We start from the raw sequence: 17,250 nt of genomic DNA, 5'->3' as shown, positions 1-17,250 counted from the left end.
TTACTCTCATCGCATTATCCTACGCAAAACCGCTTCGCACTTTTGCTGGAAATGCTTTATTCCTCCGAAGCTTTCCGGGCATTATCGCCATCCAGACCGCGTCGCCAATAGGCCACGATCAGCTGGCGATTTTTCGGAACATTGCGTTCCTTGCGCATGTAGCTGCGGATATTGCGAAAGGCATTGAATTCGCAGGCCGCCCAGACGAAGATATCTTCTTCCCCTTCCGGCAACTCAACCGCGCGCACCGCATCCTGCAAAAGCGTCGTGGTGCCAGCTTCGGCACCGTTGCGGTTCAGCCATTGCACATCGACATTGGCCCGCGAGACGAGGTTCTGTTCCTCCGTCTTGTCACCGATTTCGATACGCACAACGGCCTTTGCATCTTCCGGCAGTCGCTCAAGAATACGACCGATGGCTGGCAGCGCAGTTTCATCGCCTGCAAGCAGATACCACTTGGCGTCGCCTGCATCACCGCCGCCCGGACCAGTCATACCGACAATATCGCCCGGCTTGGCGTTAAGCGCCCAACCCGAACCCGGTGCATCGCAATCATCACCATGCACGACCATGTCGATATCGACCCAGCCCGCATCCACATCGATATTGCGGATCGTATAAACACGCGTGGCAAGCTTCGCATCGCCTTCCGGCCAGGCCGGACGCCCGTCTTCGCCCGTCACAGGCCATTCCGGCTGCGCGAGAGCTTTCGGTGGAAACAGGAGGCGGATATGCAGTCCGGTATGCGAGAACCGCAGAAGATTGTCGCCCTTCAGGCGCACGCGACGCATATGCGGCGTGACATTGGACACGGCCATCACCTGCATTTCGCGGAAATAAGGCAGCGGCAGACCCGCTGCACCATCGCCCTGCCAAATGATTTTCGGCGTTGGGCTGCCCTTGTCCAGAAACTCCAGCACATGCTCGGCAATGGAATATTTCATATAGGCAAGACCGGTCTCGTCATCGCTTTTGACATCGACACTGACCGTCTCGTCATCCCACTGCACATCGGCCTGACCGAAGCTCAAGACGAGTTTCGCGTGCGTTCCGTCGCGTTGCACATCGGCGTGCTCTACAAAATGATCGAGCAATTGATTGACGATATGGCCAGCATTATTGAGCGCAAAGCGGGTATTGGCGTTGAGTGCGGACACGACCCGTCCTCCTCTGGGATGAACTGATGCGTCAGCCTTACCTGAATATAAGATGACAATTCAAGTCATCATTTATCTTTGCGTGCGGAATAAAGCGTAACGGGCAGCGCTTGACGCCATACGTCGAACGAGCCAAGTCCTGCTGCCTGTGCCACGGAGAGCCGTATCAACTCGCCGCCGAAACGCTGCCGCCAGGCGAAAAGCTGCATTTCGCTTTGCAGCGTGACGGCATTGGCAACCAGCCTTCCGCCGGGTTTCAGCGCATCCCAGCAGGCTTGCAACACGCCTTCATCCGTAACGCCGCCGCCGATAAAAATCGCATCCGGCGCTTCCAGTTCCGCAAGTGCCCCCGGCGCTTCACCGGCCATGATCTGCAAACCCGGCACGCCGAGAGCCTCGCGGTTGCGGGCGATCATGCCCTGCCGGCCCTCATTCGCCTCGATGGCGATGGCGCGACAGGAAGCATGAGTGCGCATCCATTCAATGCCGATAGAACCGCATCCCGCACCGACGTCCCACAGAACTTCGCCGGGCAGCGGCGCTAACCGCGATAATGTCACGGCGCGAATATCGCGCTTCGTCAGTTGTCCGTCATTTTCGAAGGCATCATCCGGCAAGCCGATGACAGCAGGAAGAATTTTCGTATCCGGCTCCGCAAGACATTCCACGGCGACGACATTCAGATTGGCACCCGCTGGAACCGTCCATGTCCCGGCAATACCGCGACTGCGCTTTTCTTTCGGTCCGCCCAGATGTTCCAGCACATTGATGCGGCTTGGTCCAAAGCCGCAAGCGTTCAGTATCCGTGCCACTTTATCCGGCGTAGAACCGTCATTGCTGAGGATCAATAGCTTCACGCCGGGCAGAATATGCTTGGCCAGTAATTCCAACGGCCGTCCGTGCACGCTGAGGCAGCGCACATCCTGCAACGACCAGCCCATCCGTGCCGCAGCCAGCGAAAACGACGACGGATAAGGCAGGATCAGCATTTCATCGGGTGAAAAGTGCCAGGTCAGGGAAGCACCCATGCCGTAATGCATTGGATCGCCGCTGGCCAGAACCACCACCGACTTGCCGCGTTCGGCCGCAATCATCGGAAAAGCATCGTCAAACGGCGAAGGCCATGCGATCTGCCGGGCACCGGAGGTTTCGCCAACCAGCCCGAGATGCCGCTTGCCGCCGAAAATCACATCAGCCGAAGCAAGAGCCTGCCGCGCAGTCTCGCCAAGCCCATTCAATCCGTCTTCGCCGATGCCGATGACCGTCAGCCAGCAAGTCATGCTCTTCGCTCCGTTTTCTTCGTTCGTAGGGTGCGGCAACGGCAAGTGCAAGTCCGAAAGCGGTTCCCACTTTCCGGCCCGTCACGGGGGGCGTATAAGGCAACTATGTTGAACCAAAAGACCATAGCGACAAGCACCGGACCGTCTGACAGGCGAAATGCCTGTCCCGGACTGTCGCGCATGGTTATGGCGCGCGACGGCGCGATTGCGCGCATAAAACTGCCGCTCGGACGTGTGAACGCCGATCAAGTCTTTGCGCTGGCCGAAATAGCCGAAAAATTTGGCCCGAACGCCGTGGAGCTTTCGATTCGCTCCAATTTTCAACTACGCGCCATAGCGCCTGAAAACTGGGAACAAGCGATCACAGCGCTCTATCAAGCCGGGTTTGGTGCCGATAATCCCGCGGCGGATGATATTCGCAATATCATGGTCAGCCCCACGTCCGGTATCGACCGCGATCAAATGTGCAATGTCACACCGCTGGCGTGCCAACTGCTGACAACGCTGGAGAACAATACCGATTACCACGCACTTTCGCCGAAATTCTCGTTCCAGATCGATGGCGGCGAGGCCTGCGCAATTGTCTCGCATCCGGGAGACATTTGGCTTTCGGCAGCGGATGGCGGTCGTCACTTTGCGTTCGGATTCGCTTCGTCACCCGATGGAACGGCATTGGGACGCATAGAAGCCGATCATGCCCTTCCCTTGGTGGAAGCGGTGCTGCGATTATTTCTCGCCCGCTCCAAGGGTGCAGCGCGCATGAAGCAACTTTTCGAAGTCATTGCTATCGAAGAGTTTTTGAACGAACTGACTGCAAGCCTTCCATTTCCGATCGAACCAGCGACCCACTGGCAGCGACGGCAGCCGCACGCGCTTGCCCATCTTGGAGCCCACATTCAGGCGGATGGGCGCTTTTACATTGGCGCGATGCCGTTTTTGGGGCGGCTCGATACGACGCAACTGCGGGCGCTTGGCGCTCTTTCGCAAAAAATCAGCGGCGACGAAATCCGGCTGACGCCGTGGCAGGGCGTTGTCCTGCCAAATGTCGATGCCGCAAACTGCGACGAGACCATCCGGCAACTGCACGCGCTGGGCCTTTCAACCCTCGCGCAAGCGCCGCAATCACGACTGCGTAGCTGCACCGGGTCGACGGGCTGTGCATCGGCCCTTTCCGACACGCAGGCCGATGCGAAAGAACTGGCGTTACTCCTTGACGGCGACAGCGCAGAAGTGGTCCATCTCACCAGCTGTACCAAGTCCTGCGCGGCGCTTGCGCCGCTCCCGCACACGCTTCTGGCCCGTGCTCCGGGCCGCTACGATGTCTTTTTTGCAGACAAGGCTGGACCATCCCGTTTCGGGCAGCTATTGGCGACGGATGTGACCATCGACACTGCCGCGCGCCTTCTCAATTCACCAGAGCGGAAACCATGACAGATTACATTCGCGACGGACAGGCCATCTATGACCGCTCCTTCGCCATCATCCGCGCTGAAGCGGATCTGAGCCGTATCCCAGCCGATCTTGAAAAACTCGCCGTCCGCGTCATCCATGCTTCCGGCATGGTGGATGTGGTGAGCGACATCGCCTTTTCGGACGGAGCCGGTCTGGCAGGCAAGCGGGCGCTGGCCAAAGGCGCGCCGATCCTTTGCGATGCGCGTATGGTTGCCGAAGGGATCACCCGTTCGCGTCTGCCTGCCGACAACCCAGTCATCTGTACGCTGAACGACCCTTCCGTGCCTGAACTGGCGAAGAAAATTGGCAATACCCGTTCTGCCGCAGCACTCGATCTCTGGTTGCCGCATCTCGCAGGCAGTATCGTCGCCATCGGCAATGCGCCAACCGCCCTCTTCCGCCTTTTCGAAATGCTGGACGCCGGAGCGCCAAAGCCAGCGCTCATCATTGGCATGCCGGTTGGCTTTGTCGGCGCAGCAGAATCGAAAGACGAACTCGCCGCCAATAGTCGCGGCGTGCCCTATGTCATTGTGCGCGGACGTCGCGGCGGCAGCGCCATGACTGCCGCAGCAGTCAATGCTCTGGCTTCGGAGCGCGAATAATGACAGCAAAAGGCAAGCTTTTCGGTCTGGGTGTCGGCCCCGGCGATCCTGAACTCATCACGCTCAAGGCGCTTCGACTGCTCAAGGCAGCGCCCGTGGTGGCTTATCACGCCGCCAAGGGCAAAAAGGGCAACGCACTCACCATCGTCGAGGATTACCTTTCGCCGGAACAGGTTCTGGTGCCGCTTATCTATCCGGTGACGACGGAAAAGCTGCCTGCGCATATGGATTATGAGCAGATCGTCAGCGATTTTTACGGTGAGATTACGGGAACAATTGCCGGCTATCTCGATCAGGGACAGGATGTGGCCGTGATTGCGGAAGGCGACCCGTTCTTCTACGGCTCGTTCATGTATATTCATGACCGGCTTGCCGAAACCTATGAAACCACGGTGGTTCCGGGCGTCTGTTCGGTTCTCGGCGCTTCGGCTGTGCTAGGCGCGCCGCTTGTCTATCGAAACCAGACGCTATCGATCCTCTCCGGCGTCATGGAAGCCGACGAATTGAAGCGCAGGCTTGCCGATACCGGTGCTGCGGCAATCATGAAACTCGGCAAGAATCTCGACAAGGTTCGCGACGTGCTGACCGATCTGGGCCTGATGGACCGCGCACTTTATGTCGAGCGCGCCACCATGGCCAATCAGCGCATTGTACCGCTATCGGATGTCAGCGGCAGCGATTGCCCTTATTTCTCGATCATTCTCGTTCCCGGCCAGAAATGGAATGGCGCATGAAGCCGGCTATCGTTGCGCTGGCGGAAGCGGCGATCCCGACGGCGCGCCGTATTGCCGTCGCGCTCGATCAGGCCGAGGTGCTTGGATTTCAGGACCGCGTCTCGGGTGCAGACAGGACATTCGCCCATTTCGGCGACACCATACGCACCCTCTATGAAGAAGGCCGACCGGTCATCGCGCTCTGCGCCGCCGGTATCGTCATTCGCGCGTTGGCCCCGCTTTTGCAGAACAAGCGCATCGAGCCGCCGGTTCTGGCGATTGCCGAAGACGGTAGTGCCGTTGTGCCGCTTCTCGGCGGATTGTCGGGCGTCAACGACATGGCGCGAACCATCGCCGCTGCACTTGAGGTGGCCCCGGCAATCACCACCTCCGGTGAATTGCGGTTCGGGATCAATCTGTTGCACCCGCCAGCGGAACTGACGCTTGCCAATCCCGATGCGGCAAAAGCCTTTACCTCCGACCTGCTGGCAGGCGCGAAACTGCGCTTCAATGGACACTCTCGCTGGCTGCAAACATCCAAGCTGCCGTTCTCCAACGACGGCAGCCTCACCATCAGCATCACGCCGGAAAACCGCGCGCCACTGCCGGATGAACTTATCTATCATCCGCAGGTCGTGGCCGTCGCAATCGACCAGCCGACTGACAATCTTGCAGATGCAATTTCACGAGCCTTCGACGAAGCGGGTCTCGCCCCGTCATCACTCGCGCTGCTGCTTGCCCATGAGCGCCATTGCGCCAAACCGCAAGTCCATGAAGCGGCAAGCGCGCTCGGCGCAGAACTGCGCTTTGTGCCAGCTGCAGAAAATGCGCTTGCTCTCGTCCAGCTTTCGGTCGAGCAGCCGCAGCGCGTGGTGGAAACCAACGGCGTTGTGCTGGCCGTCGCCCCTACCCCAGCCGATGTGCTGCGGATCGGGCGCAAACGCGGCAAGCTGGTCGTGGTCGGGCTTGGTCCCGGCGCACGCGATCTGATGACGCCTGCCGTGCAGCGCGAACTCGAACAGGCGGAAGATATTCTCGGCTACGAGACCTATGTGCGCATGGCCGGGCCGTTTCATGCCGGTCAGACCGTCCATATGACGGATAACCGCGAGGAAATGCAGCGCGCGCGCCACGCCTTCGAACTGGCGGCATCTGGTCGCACTGTGGCGATGGTATCGTCCGGCGATCCCGGTGTTTTTGCCATGGCGGCGGCTGTGGTCGAGGCACTGCATGAAACCGACAATGCTGCCTGGCATGGTGTGGAACTGGTCATTCAGCCGGGCATTTCAGCCGCGATGGCCGCAGCGTCTCGCAGTGGCGCACCGCTCGGCCATGATTTCTGCATTCTGTCGCTGTCCGACAATCTGAAGCCATGGGACGTGATCGAAAAGCGTCTGGCGCTGGCGGCAGAAGCCGATCTCGCCATGGCCTTTTACAATCCGATTTCCAAGGCCCGCCCGCATCAGCTTGGCCGCGCACTGGAAATCCTGCGCCAGCATCGCGCGCCGCAAACCCCGGTCGTGCTCGGTCGCGACATCGGCAGACCGGCAGAGACCACCCGCGTCACAACGCTTGGGCAGCTGACGCCCGATGATGTGGACGTGCGCACGGTGGTGATCGTCGGGTCATCCCATACGCAGCGGTTTGAGCGCGCAACAGGCGGCGAATGGGTTTATACGCCGCGCTGGTATGGCGAAAAGCCGGATAAATGATCAAACAAAAAGGCAGGGAAATCCCTGCCTTTTTCATAACTTATCCAAGTTTATTGAATCAGTTCTTCTTCTCCTTGGTCTTCTTCGGCGCGGCTGCTGCGGCAGCGTCCGCCTTGGCTGCTGCGGCTTCAGCGGCAACCTGATCGGCGCTCTTCGGCGAGGTGTCGATAACGGCGCGCACGCCACCCTTGGCCGTAAGCTGGCAAACTGCGGTGCGCAGATCAACCTTCAGGTCCACATCCGTGCCGCCATTGGCGCCCGGGCGGGAATCGACAGCGCTGATAGCGTGCTCCGGCAGGAAGTACTTGTTGGCAGCAGCCGTGATGCAAGGCTGTGCCAGAGAATAGTCGACCGTCTTTACCGGGGTCGGGATGAAGCTCGGCAGCGAAGAGCTGGCTGCAGGCACCGGCGAGTCAGTCTTGCCGGGGGTGATGGCAACCGGTGCAGTCGTCGTACAGGCGGCAGCAAGCGGCGCCAACATGGCGATTGCAAAGAAACGGGCTCCGGTGCGGACTCGTCCGTACATAATGGTCTACCTCATAAGGTCTGCTGGATAGGTAAAATTTTAATTTCGATAACTATTCGCTTTTAGCCGATTGTCGAGTGGCAGGAACGCCACAGAGCCGGAATTTCGATTCGCATCCACAAAACTGTCGTCACTGTTTTGCGAGAATCCAGTTCAGCATCTCCCTCCAGTCGCTCATGCGGATCGGTGTACCGTGGTTGCCGGACTCAAACCGCCGGAACTGCACCGGATAACCCGGCGCACGCTTGCGGATATCACGATAGAAAGCTTCCTGCCGATCAATGGCGAAAACCGGATCGCGGCTGCCATGCCCGAAGAAGACCGGAACACGCCGCTTGAATGTCGCCGATGTGAAAAAACCATCGTCCCACAGCGACCCGAGCAGAATGAGCCCGGCAAGCTGAGCGCCAGCTTTTGCATTGGACGCGATGCGCCAGCACAGCGAACCACCCTGCGAACCGCAAGACAGGATCAACGGTGCGGAAGGCGATGTTGCTTTCAAGGCATCGATCAACCCAGCGATCTGCGCTTCGCCGGTATCGGCGAAATCCTTGAAATCCGGCGTGACGTAGAGACCGCCGTTTAGCGCAGCGAGATTTTTGACGCGATTGAAATTGCCGCCAAAGGTGAAATCATTCATTCCCTGCAAGCGATTGCCACCGCGCCCGTGCAGATAAATCACGATGAAGGATGCGCCCTGCTGCTTGCCAGCGGCCATCGCCTTAACCGGCCCAACCGCAGTCTGAAAGGTGACGTCCTTTTGGTAGGCGCGCGCCTTCAGCGAGATATAGCTGTGCTTAACGCGCTTTTCCGGCACGCTGTCGCGACCGTTGATATCGCGCATCTCATTGTAATCAATGACTTTATAATCGCCGTTATCCGCGCTGCTCAACACGCCGGGATAGGCGAAGGCATCGTCCTTGAAGGGCGGCAACGGCCCCTGCGCGCAAGCGAGGGACACTGACAACAGAAGCGCAGCAATGCCTCCAAGCCCGGCCCGCGCTGTTGCGTTCAATCGCTTCTTCATTCTGCCTCCTCCCCTCCGGTCAACCGATCACAAATCGAGCGTGTGATAGCGCCGGTTCAGATAGATGAGTGCAGTTGCATCGGGGTTTGAACGCAGGGCAATCACTTCGCCGAAGAGCACATGATGCGTCGAATGATCCTGAATGCTGACAACCCGGCAGTCAAAAGCCGCCAATGCATCGGTCAGCACTGGTGCGCCGGTGGCAAGTGTGTCCCACGTCGCCAGTTCGAAACGCTCATTCTGTGTCAGTCCAATGCGCCCTGAGAAGGCGTCGGCCAGCTGCTGATGCGTTCCGGCCAGCGTGTTGATGGAGAAAACGCCATTTTCGATGAACAGGCGATTGTCCTCGTGGACCTTCTGAAGGCAGATCAGCACCGTCGCCGGAGCGTCGGATACGGAACAGGAGGCCGTCAATGTGAGGCCGCGTCGTCCTGCCGGGCCATCGGTCGCCACAATCTGCACCGCACCGGCATAATGGCTCATAGCATCGCGGTAAGCCTTCGGCTCCACAGATGCCGCATTGGAGATGATGTTGTTTATCGTTTGCACGTCAGAATCGATCCGTTGCCGACCGTAATATTTAGCCAAAATACTGGCATAGATTACGGGCATTGCACAAAGGCGCGGAAACCGCTACCCACTTTTCGATCACATTGCCACGAATTGTATAAAGAAGACCAATAACGTGATTGAGTCTGGGAAGCTTCCCGTCACCGCTCTGACAAGCCTTGCCATGCTGTTGCTGGCGGGATCGGGATTTGCTTATGCGGATAGTATCCGAATTGGTCTGGCCGCACCGTTGACCGGCACCTTCGCACCTTTGGGCAATCAGCTTGCACAAGGCGCACGCGCCGCCGCTGACGCAAAGAGCGCAGATCTCGTCATCTTCGATGATCGTTGCGACGCCGAAGGCGGCAAACAGGCCGCAGAACGCTTCATCGCGCAAAATGTTCGTATTGCATCGGGCTTTCTCTGCGCCGAGGCGCTGGAGGCGGCAGTGCCCGTTCTGGCCGAGCGCAACATTCCGGTTATCGTGTCGGGCGTCAGCGAGCAAACGCTGGTCGAGCGCCGCGCCGCTTCGCCTTTGCCGGTGTTCCGCCTGAGCACGGGACTGGAGAAGGAAACGCAGGCGACGGCGAGTTTTCTCGGCAGTCTCTGGCGCGCACAGCCTTTCGCGGTGATTGACGATGGCACCATTGAAGGGCGCGAGCGCGCAAGCCGGGTTCTGGCCAGCTTGAAAGAACAGCAGTTACAGCCGGTTTTCACCGATACATATCGTCCGGGGCTTGAAAACCAGAATGCTCTGGTTGCCCGGCTCAAGCGCGCTGGCGCGACACATGTCTATGTCGGCGGGGAGCGCGACGACATAGCCGCCATTGGCGCAAGTGCTGCTTCGCTCAATTATCCGCTGGTGATTGCAGGTGGCAGTCTGCTCGATGCGGCACCCGGCGCACAGCGATTGAGCGACGGCACATTGATGACGGCACCGTTGAAGCCGCAGGATTTGCCAACCGCGAAACCGGCAATCGACGCGCTGCATCAAGCCGGTCGCCTTGTGGAATCTTATGCGATCACAGGCTACGCAACTGCGCAGATCGCCGCCGATGCCGTCAGCAAAGCCGACGAACAAAAGCAGCCATTACTCGACACGCTGCGCAGTGCATCGTTTGAAACAGTGCTCGGCACGATCAAGTTCGATGGTACCGGCATGCGGACCGACAACCCGAACCGCCTGCAGCGCTACGAAGGCTCGCGCTTCATACCAGCCGATAGATAAGTCCTACGATGCTGGCGGCGATCAGCAACCCTGTCATGAGGCTCATGGTCGCCCAGAACAGGTCAAGCGCCGCGTCGATATCGGTCGCTTCTGCCTCGCGCTTGCCAGAGGCATTGAGCATCGGCCCTTCCACTTTCTCTTCGCCATATTGACGCGGACCGGCGAGCGCCAGATCAAGCGCACCGGCAAAGGCAGATTCCGGCCAGCCCGCATTGGGTGAGCGATGCAGGCGCGCGTCACTGCGCATGACCGATAAAGCGGCCTTGGCTGCCCCCTTGCTGCGGGTGAGCGCGGTCGCCAGCGCCGCCAGAAGGCCGGTCAGGCGCGCGGGAATGTAATTGGCAACATCATCCAGCTTTGCAGCAAAACGCCCGAAGTGGCGGTAACGATCATTGAGATGTCCGATCATCGAATCGGCAGTATTGATCATCTTGTAGGCGAACAGCCCCGGCAGACCGCCGATAAGAAACCAGAAGGCCGGGGCAACGATGCCGTCCGAGGCGTTTTCCGCCAGACTTTCAATGGCAGCACGGCTGACCCCGCCTTCGCTCAACTGATCGGGATTGCGCCCGACAATCATCGAAACCGCCTTGCGCCCACCTTCGATACCGTCGTCACGCAGCCCGCGTGCAACCTCGCTGACGTGATCGGCGAGACTCTTCTGCGCCAGAAGTACAGCAACGATGAGGATTTCCGCCACTGCCCCCGCAGAGCCAGCAAAGGGCAGCAGGCTCTCAATCACCAGCCCCACCAGAATACAGGCCGCGACCAGCGCTATAGTCAGCCACATGCCGTTCCGTCGCAGAACCGCTTCCGGCAATGTGCGGTCATTGAAACGCTTTTCGCCCCAGGAAATGGCCTTACCAAACAGCACCACCGGATGCGGCAGTCTGTGCCAGAGCTGCGGCGGGTCGCCCACAACGCGATCAAGGATGAGCGCCAGCGACAGGATAATAAGCTTTATTTCCATGGGTTTAACCGAGATTCATGAATCACTTTTTCAAGCTGCTCTTCCCAGACAATGTTTGAGCGCGCTTTCTAGACGCGCGAGGTCGGCATCGTCATTGGCAAGGCCGATCCGCAGCCAATGCGGAGCATAAGCAAACTTGCGGACAAGAATATGCTCCGCGCACAGTGCGTTGTACAATCCGTGTGCATTGTCGTGAGCCACCAGCGAGAACAGTGCCGTGCCGCCGACTTCCCACAATCCGCACCGTGCCAGCACATCCGACAGCCCCCTGCGCCGCATGTCTATCCGCCTGCGAAACGCCTGCAATGTCTCGCCGCCCGCAAAGGCATCGGAAGCGATAACAAGCGCTGGCCCCGGCACAGCCCATGGACCCAATCGCCGCGCTATCGTCTCGACAATACCAACCTGCGCGATGGCAAAGCCCAGACGCACACCGGCCAGACCGAAAAACTTGCCGAAGGATTTCAGCACAATCAGCGGCTCATGGCACGCCAGCGCTGCGACGCTGACTTCGGGATGTGGATCGGCAAAAGCCTCGTCCACCACCAGAAAACCACCTCTCGCACCCAAAGTTCGGGCCAGAGCGAGCAATTCATCCGCAGCAATCACTCTTCCATCGGGATTGTTCGGATTGACAATCACCGCAACCGTCGCATTGTCCGGAATATCGGCGATGCCAGCACATTCCACGACCTGCCAGCCGGAAGCAGCGAAAGAAGCCGCATGTTCCTGATAGGTCGGCGTCAAAATGGCGACTGTCGCAGGCTTCGTCAGCGTCGGAATGATCTGGATCAGCGCTTGCGTGCCGGGTGCGGCGACGATAGGTGCGCCTTCCGGCAGCCCGTAATAGTCGCGCGCAAGCTTGCACGTTCCCAGCAGCAGCCGATCATCCGGCAAGCGGTTCCAGACTTCGGCTGGAATGTCCGGCAATGGATAATGCTCGGGGTTGATCCCGGTCGAGAGGTCGAGCCAGTCGCCCGGCACACCGCCAAAACGTGCAATCGCCTTGTCCAGCGCGCCGCCATGTTCAATGTTGGATGTCACGCATGCTCTCCGGAAAAATCGATGACATGCATGAAGGAACCGGCCACCGATCCGACCCGCAGACCGGCTTCGCCCAGATCGTCCCCCGCCGCATCGCGGACTTTGAAAAGCCTGTCCGCCGCGCCTTCGCGCGTGATGCTGGCATAATGAAACTCGTGGCCTTTCAACGGCACCTGCCAGGGCGAGCCATTCAACGGTTCCAGAACGCGATAGCCGAGATGCAGCTTGCGTTTGGCAAAACTGGTTTGCAGCGGCAAAAGCCCCAGCATCGGGTGCTGTTTTCCGCTCGCATCTTCCAGCGTCTCGCCCAGCACCATATAGCCGCCGCACTCGCCATAAACGGTCACACCCCGCGCCGCCGCAGCCTTGATGCTGTTCTGGAAATTCTGCGCGGCGACAAGCCGTTCTGCATGGAGTTCAGGGTAGCCGCCCGGCAGATAGATCGCATCGGCCTCCGGCGACGGCGCTTCATCCGCAAGAGGCGAGAAAAAGGCAATCTCTGCGCCGCGCCTGCGCCATCCCTCGAAAAGATGCGTATAGGCAAAGGCGAAAGCATCGTCGCGCGCGACAGCAATGCGGCTGCCAAGCGGCGGAAGACGCGGCACATTGGCCATCGGATCGAAGCGCTTCGGTGCCGACCAGATATGTTTCAGCGCGGCAAGATCGATATGCGCTTCTACCATATCTGCGGCATGGTCGAGAAAACGCTCCAGATCAGCATGTTCGCCCGCCTGCACAAGCCCCAGATGGCGTTCCGGTAAAACCAGTGCCGCATCACGCGGCAATGCGCCCAGAACCGGAATGCCCAGCGGCTTGAGGGCATCGCGCAACATGGTTTCATGACGAGCGCTGCCAACACGATTAAGCACGAGCCCTGCAACGAACACATCCTTGCGAAACCGGCTGAAGCCGGAAACCAGCGCGGCAATGGAATGGGACTGTTTTGCGCAATCAACCACCAGCACTACCGGCAGATCAAGCAGCTTTGCCAGATCAGCAGAAGAACCTTGTCCGTCCAGAGCGCCGTCGAAAAGACCCATCATGCCTTCGGCGATCAGCACTTTTCCGCCTTCGGTCATTCGGGCCGACAGGGCGCTGATCAATTCCAAGCGCATCGCCCATGGATCGAGATTGAAGCATTCCGCACCGCTTGCCGCCTTGTGATAGGCGGGATCGATATAGTCTGGTCCGGCTTTCACCGGCGCTAGAGCCACACCGGCCCGCTTCAAAGCGCGCAACAAACCAAGTGTAACCGTCGTCTTGCCCGAACCGGATGCGGGCGCGGCGATCATAAAACCCTTCATGCGCTCTGGCCTCCGCGTCTGTTATCCAGCGGATCGCTGACAAGCTGGCGGCCTCGCGCGGCACCGATCCAGTCAAGACCGCCGCGCAACCGCACCACCTCTCCGACCACCACGATGGCAGGCGGCTCTAGCCCTGAAGCTTCCACGTCAGCGGCAGCATGCGTCAGCGTCGTTTCGAGAACGGTCTGTTCAGGCAGGCTGGCATTGCAGACAAAAGCGACCGGTTCGTCAGGCGACCGTCCGGCAGCGATCAGCCGTGCCGTGATGAGATCGATATGTTTCATCGCCATATACATGACAATAACCGGTGACGATTTTGCGATGCCATCCCAATCAATGCGGTCGGGCAGCAATCCCGTCGCGTCATGCCCGGTCAGGAAAGTCACCGACTGGTTGATATCGCGGTGTGTCGCGGCAATGCCCGCATAGGCCAATCCGCCGATGCCCGCCGTGATACCGGGGACGATGCGGAATGGCACACTATGCTCCACCAGCGTCAGCGCTTCTTCAGCCCCCCGACCGAAAACAAACGGATCGCCGCCCTTGAGGCGCAGGACTTTCTTGCCCTGCCGCGCCAGTTCTACAAGCCGGAGCGAAATATCGCGCTGCTTCGGCGACGGCTTGCCGCCCCGCTTGCCTGCATATTCCAGCACTGCCTGTTCGTTTTTCAGCGAAAGACAGGCTTCGTCCACCAGCGCATCGTAAACGATGACATCTGCCTGTTGCAGCGCATTGACGGCATGAAGCGTGAGCAATCCCGGATCGCCCGGCCCGGCACCGACAAGCCAGACATGGCCCGGCTCCATCGCTGGCAGGGTAACGTCCCATTTTGTTTTCGGCTCGAATCCGCTCATTCTCTTGGACCATTATTTCATCTGGTGGATTGAATTTGACGTTTGAAACTGCGTGTTTATGAGGCGGTGATCAAACGTCAAATTCAAAAAATCCACCAGAGTCAAAAGCTACTAGTGGTCCTCTTGATTTCGACATTTGCCCAGCGCTGATAACTCCGAAAGCAAATGTCGAAATCGGACCACTAGCGGCACTGCTATCAGATACCTTATAAGGCATCCATGACCGACGAAACCGCAGATCCCAATAAAAAGCTTGGAAAAAGCGAGCTTAGGCGTGGCTGGACCACGGGCGCATGCGCAACCGCTGCGACCAAGGCGGCGCTGACGGCGCTTATCACCGGCGAATTCCCCGACCCGGTCGGAATCATTCTGCCGAAGGGCGAAGTGCCTTACTTCCAGCTGGCCTATGAGGGGCTTGGTGAAGGATATGCCATGGCGGGCATCGTCAAGGATGCGGGCGACGATCCGGATGTCACGCATGGCGCGACGATCATTTCGACCGTCTTTCCCGCACCGCCCGGAACCGGCGTGGTCTTTCGCGCTGGTGAAGGCGTCGGCACCGTCACGCGGGCCGGACTGCCAATTCCGCCTGGTGAAGCTGCAATCAACCCGGTTCCGCGCCGCATGATGACCGAAATCTGCGAAGAAATCTGTGCCAAGTATGGCCTGCCCGCCGATCTCGTCATCACCATTTCCGTGCCTGATGGCGAGGAAATCGCCAAGAAAACGTGGAACCCGCGCCTCGGTATTGTCGGAGGCATTTCCATTCTCGGCACCACCGGCGTTGTGCATCCCTTTTCGTGTTCGGCCTGGATTCACTCCATTCACCGTGGAATCGATGTGGCGCGTGCGGCGGGCCAGAAACATGTGCTTGGCGCGACAGGCTCAACCTCGGAAGATGCCGCGCAGGCAATCTACGATCTGCCCGATTTCGCCATTCTCGACATGGGGGATTTTGCGGGCGGCGTGCTCAAATATCTGCGCGACCACCCGATCGACAAACTGACAATCGCAGGCGGCTTCGCCAAGCTTACCAAGCTTGCTCAAGGCGCGCTCGACCTGCATTCGGCACGCAGTCAGGTCGATATGGGCTTTCTGGGAGAGATTGCCGAACAGGCTGGCGCACCCGGGAACCTCAAAGACCGGATTCTCTTTGCGAACACCGCCAAGGAAGTGCTTGATATGACTCAAGCAATCGGCATCGATATCGCCACGCCGATTGCCATCAAGGCAAAGGAAACGGCGCTTGCGACCTTGCGCGGTGCGCCTGTCGATGTGGAAATCATCATGACCGACCGGGTGGGAACCATCCTTGCCCGCGTCTAGACCCAAGGTCCTCATTCTGGGCGGCACGACCGAAGCAGCACAGCTGGCGCAGGAGCTATCGGCCCTGCCAATCGAAGTCGTGACCTCCCTTGCGGGACGCACCGCCAATCCGGCACCCTTGCCCGGCCCTGTGCGCAGTGGCGGTTTTGGCGGCGCAGACGGCCTCGCCGCCTATATCGCGGCTGAGAAAATCGGCTACGTCATTGATGCCACCCACCCTTATGCCACGCGCATTTCTCAAAATGCGGTGACGGCAACCGCCTCGACCGGAACGCCCCTGCTCCGGCTTGAACGGGCGCAATGGGTGCAGCAGAGCGGCGATCAATGGATCATCGTGGCCGATGAAAAGGAAGCGGCAAAACTGATCCCAGTGGGAGAACGCGTCTTCCTCGCGCTCGGGCGTCAGCATATTGCGCCTTTCGCAACCCGTGCTGACGCGCATTTAATCATGCGCATGATCGACCCGACCGATGCCCCTTTGCCTGCGGATTGTGAAATCCTGCTCTCCAGACCGGGCGACTATGTGCAGGAAAAACAATTTCTAATGGAAAAGCGTATCGGGCTGATCGTCTGCCGCAATTCAGGCGGCGACACGTCCTATGCCAAGATCAGGGCCGCGCGCGATCTCGCCTTGCCCGTCATGATGATCGCCCGCCCAGCGGTCGTCGCTGAACATGTCGCTACAACGGTGGAAGAAACGGTCCGACTGATCCGCTTACGATTCGGGCTTTGACCGGGCCGCATGGCTATGCGCCTCATGATAAAGCGCAGAGTCCCGAAAATTCTTCGGATCAAGCCCGCGTCCGACAAAAATCATCGCAGTTCGCTTCAGATCGGCCGCTTCGATCTTTCCGGCAATGTCCGATAAAGTGCCACGCAGGATGAGTTCATCCGGCCAGCCGACGCGATAGGCCACGACAACAGGGCAGTCCGCACCATAAAACGGCGTCAGCTCACGTTCGATCTTGCCAAGATTGCGGATCGACAGGTGGATGACCAAGGTGGCCCCCGAACGACCGAGCGTGGCGAGGTCTTCGCCTGCCGGCATGGCCGAGGATTTCATCGACGTGCGCGTGAGAATGATCGTCTGGTTGACTTCAGGGATCGTCAGCTCCTGCTTCATCGCCGCCGCTGCTGCGGCGAAAGCCGGAACGCCTGGCGTCACATCATAGGGAATGCCTAGCGCATCAAGCCTGCGCATCTGTTCGGCAACAGCGCCATAGATGGACGGGTCGCCTGAATGAACGCGAGCGACATCCTGCCCCTTCGCATGTGCCGCCGCTATTTCAGCGATGATTTCATCGAGCGTCATGGAGGAACTATCGACAAGCCGCCCATCCGCCGGTGCGGAGGCAACCACATCCTTTGGCACCAGCGATCCCGCATAAATGCAGACGGGGCATTTTTCGATCAGCCGCAGGCCGCGCACAGTGATGAGGTCTGCCGCACCCGGACCGGCGCCAATGAAATGAACGGTCACATCTTTTTCCTTGTTCTCCTGCCCTT

General features: G+C 59.2%; 17 protein-coding genes. 7 read left to right on the top strand and 10 right to left on the bottom strand.

Annotated features, from left to right (window positions below; translation table 11 throughout):
• Positions 1-56: 56 nt before the first annotated feature.
• Complete coding sequence (locus tag FHW00_RS06190; protein WP_078339295.1) at positions 57-1,157, bottom strand: siderophore-interacting protein; 1,101 nt, start codon at positions 1,155-1,157, stop codon at positions 57-59.
• Between the two features lie 68 nt (positions 1,158-1,225).
• Complete coding sequence (gene cbiE, locus FHW00_RS06185; protein ID WP_078339296.1) at positions 1,226-2,437, bottom strand: precorrin-6y C5,15-methyltransferase (decarboxylating) subunit CbiE; 1,212 nt, start codon at positions 2,435-2,437, stop codon at positions 1,226-1,228.
• A 105-nt stretch (positions 2,438-2,542) separates the two neighbouring features.
• Here cbiE and cobG point away from each other — a divergent pair, with 105 nt between their 5' ends.
• Genes cobG through cobJ form a run of 4 tightly spaced genes read left to right on the top strand, consistent with a single transcriptional unit; the run spans position 2,543 to position 6,916 of the window.
• Positions 2,543-3,868, top strand: a complete 1,326-nt coding sequence (gene cobG, locus FHW00_RS06180; protein ID WP_078339297.1) for a precorrin-3B synthase — start codon at positions 2,543-2,545, stop codon at positions 3,866-3,868.
• The gene (locus FHW00_RS06175) at positions 3,865-4,491 is read left to right on the top strand and encodes a precorrin-8X methylmutase (RefSeq protein ID WP_078339298.1); all 627 of its coding nucleotides are present in this window, start codon (positions 3,865-3,867) and stop codon (positions 4,489-4,491) included. Before cobG ends, FHW00_RS06175 begins: the two co-directional genes overlap by 4 nt.
• Positions 4,491-5,225: a precorrin-2 C(20)-methyltransferase gene (locus tag FHW00_RS06170; protein WP_078339299.1), complete on the top strand. Its 735-nt coding sequence runs from the start codon at positions 4,491-4,493 to the stop codon at positions 5,223-5,225. Before FHW00_RS06175 ends, FHW00_RS06170 begins: the two co-directional genes overlap by 1 nt.
• Positions 5,222-6,916 (top strand): precorrin-3B C(17)-methyltransferase, encoded by a 1,695-nt coding sequence (cobJ, locus tag FHW00_RS06165; protein WP_176168327.1) that lies wholly within the window; start codon positions 5,222-5,224, stop codon positions 6,914-6,916. The genes FHW00_RS06170 and cobJ overlap by 4 nt, the downstream gene beginning before the upstream one ends.
• A 58-nt stretch (positions 6,917-6,974) precedes the next feature.
• Here the strand turns inward: cobJ and FHW00_RS06160 are convergent, their stop codons facing one another.
• The 3 genes from FHW00_RS06160 to FHW00_RS06150 form a co-directional block, all read right to left on the bottom strand.
• A complete protein-coding gene (locus tag FHW00_RS06160; RefSeq protein ID WP_078339301.1) occupies positions 6,975-7,442 on the bottom strand; it encodes a hypothetical protein in 468 nt (155 codons plus the stop codon).
• 130 nt (positions 7,443-7,572) lie between these two features.
• Positions 7,573-8,469 carry an alpha/beta hydrolase gene (locus tag FHW00_RS06155; protein ID WP_078339302.1) on the bottom strand — a complete coding sequence of 299 codons (897 nt, stop codon included), beginning with the start codon at positions 8,467-8,469 and terminating at the stop codon, positions 7,573-7,575.
• A 27-nt stretch (positions 8,470-8,496) separates the two neighbouring features.
• Positions 8,497-9,018 (bottom strand): flavin reductase family protein, encoded by a 522-nt coding sequence (locus FHW00_RS06150; RefSeq protein WP_078339420.1) that lies wholly within the window; start codon positions 9,016-9,018, stop codon positions 8,497-8,499.
• 136 nt (positions 9,019-9,154) lie between these two features.
• On the opposite strand from FHW00_RS06150, the gene FHW00_RS06145 reads away from it, so the two are divergent.
• On the top strand, positions 9,155-10,246 hold the full coding sequence (locus FHW00_RS06145; RefSeq protein WP_078339303.1) for a branched-chain amino acid ABC transporter substrate-binding protein: 1,092 nt from the start codon (positions 9,155-9,157) through the stop codon (positions 10,244-10,246).
• Here FHW00_RS06145 and cbiB read toward each other — a convergent pair.
• The 4 genes from cbiB to cobA are packed head-to-tail and all read right to left on the bottom strand — an operon-like array spanning position 10,227 to position 14,418.
• On the bottom strand, positions 10,227-11,216 hold the full coding sequence (gene cbiB, locus FHW00_RS06140; protein WP_078339304.1) for an adenosylcobinamide-phosphate synthase CbiB: 990 nt from the start codon (positions 11,214-11,216) through the stop codon (positions 10,227-10,229). The two genes, FHW00_RS06145 and cbiB, sit on opposite strands and share 20 nt — an antisense overlap.
• A gap of 30 nt (positions 11,217-11,246) precedes the next feature.
• Positions 11,247-12,260 carry a threonine-phosphate decarboxylase CobD gene (gene cobD, locus FHW00_RS06135; RefSeq protein WP_113533816.1) on the bottom strand — a complete coding sequence of 338 codons (1,014 nt, stop codon included), beginning with the start codon at positions 12,258-12,260 and terminating at the stop codon, positions 11,247-11,249.
• Positions 12,257-13,564: a cobyrinate a,c-diamide synthase gene (locus FHW00_RS06130; protein WP_078339305.1), complete on the bottom strand. Its 1,308-nt coding sequence runs from the start codon at positions 13,562-13,564 to the stop codon at positions 12,257-12,259. The genes cobD and FHW00_RS06130 overlap by 4 nt, the downstream gene beginning before the upstream one ends.
• A complete protein-coding gene (gene cobA / locus FHW00_RS06125) occupies positions 13,561-14,418 on the bottom strand; it encodes a uroporphyrinogen-III C-methyltransferase (RefSeq protein WP_078339306.1) in 858 nt (285 codons plus the stop codon). The genes FHW00_RS06130 and cobA overlap by 4 nt, the downstream gene beginning before the upstream one ends.
• A 219-nt stretch (positions 14,419-14,637) precedes the next feature.
• On the opposite strand from cobA, the gene FHW00_RS06120 reads away from it, so the two are divergent.
• Together FHW00_RS06120 and FHW00_RS06115 are read left to right on the top strand one after the other, a co-directional pair.
• Positions 14,638-15,744 carry a cobalt-precorrin-5B (C(1))-methyltransferase gene (locus tag FHW00_RS06120; protein WP_078339307.1) on the top strand — a complete coding sequence of 369 codons (1,107 nt, stop codon included), beginning with the start codon at positions 14,638-14,640 and terminating at the stop codon, positions 15,742-15,744.
• Positions 15,731-16,477, top strand: a complete 747-nt coding sequence (locus FHW00_RS06115; protein ID WP_078339308.1) for a cobalt-precorrin-6A reductase — start codon at positions 15,731-15,733, stop codon at positions 16,475-16,477. The genes FHW00_RS06120 and FHW00_RS06115 overlap by 14 nt, the downstream gene beginning before the upstream one ends.
• Here the strand turns inward: FHW00_RS06115 and cobM are convergent.
• A complete protein-coding gene (gene cobM, locus FHW00_RS06110; protein WP_078339309.1) occupies positions 16,460-17,224 on the bottom strand; it encodes a precorrin-4 C(11)-methyltransferase in 765 nt (254 codons plus the stop codon). The genes FHW00_RS06115 and cobM overlap by 18 nt on opposite strands.
• Positions 17,225-17,250: the final 26 nt, after the last annotated feature.

The sequence above is a fragment of the Ochrobactrum sp. P6BSIII genome, assembly GCF_014138065.1.
Lineage (GTDB): Bacteria > Pseudomonadota > Alphaproteobacteria > Rhizobiales > Rhizobiaceae > Brucella.
This window is presented reverse-complemented; position numbering and strand designations above follow the sequence as displayed.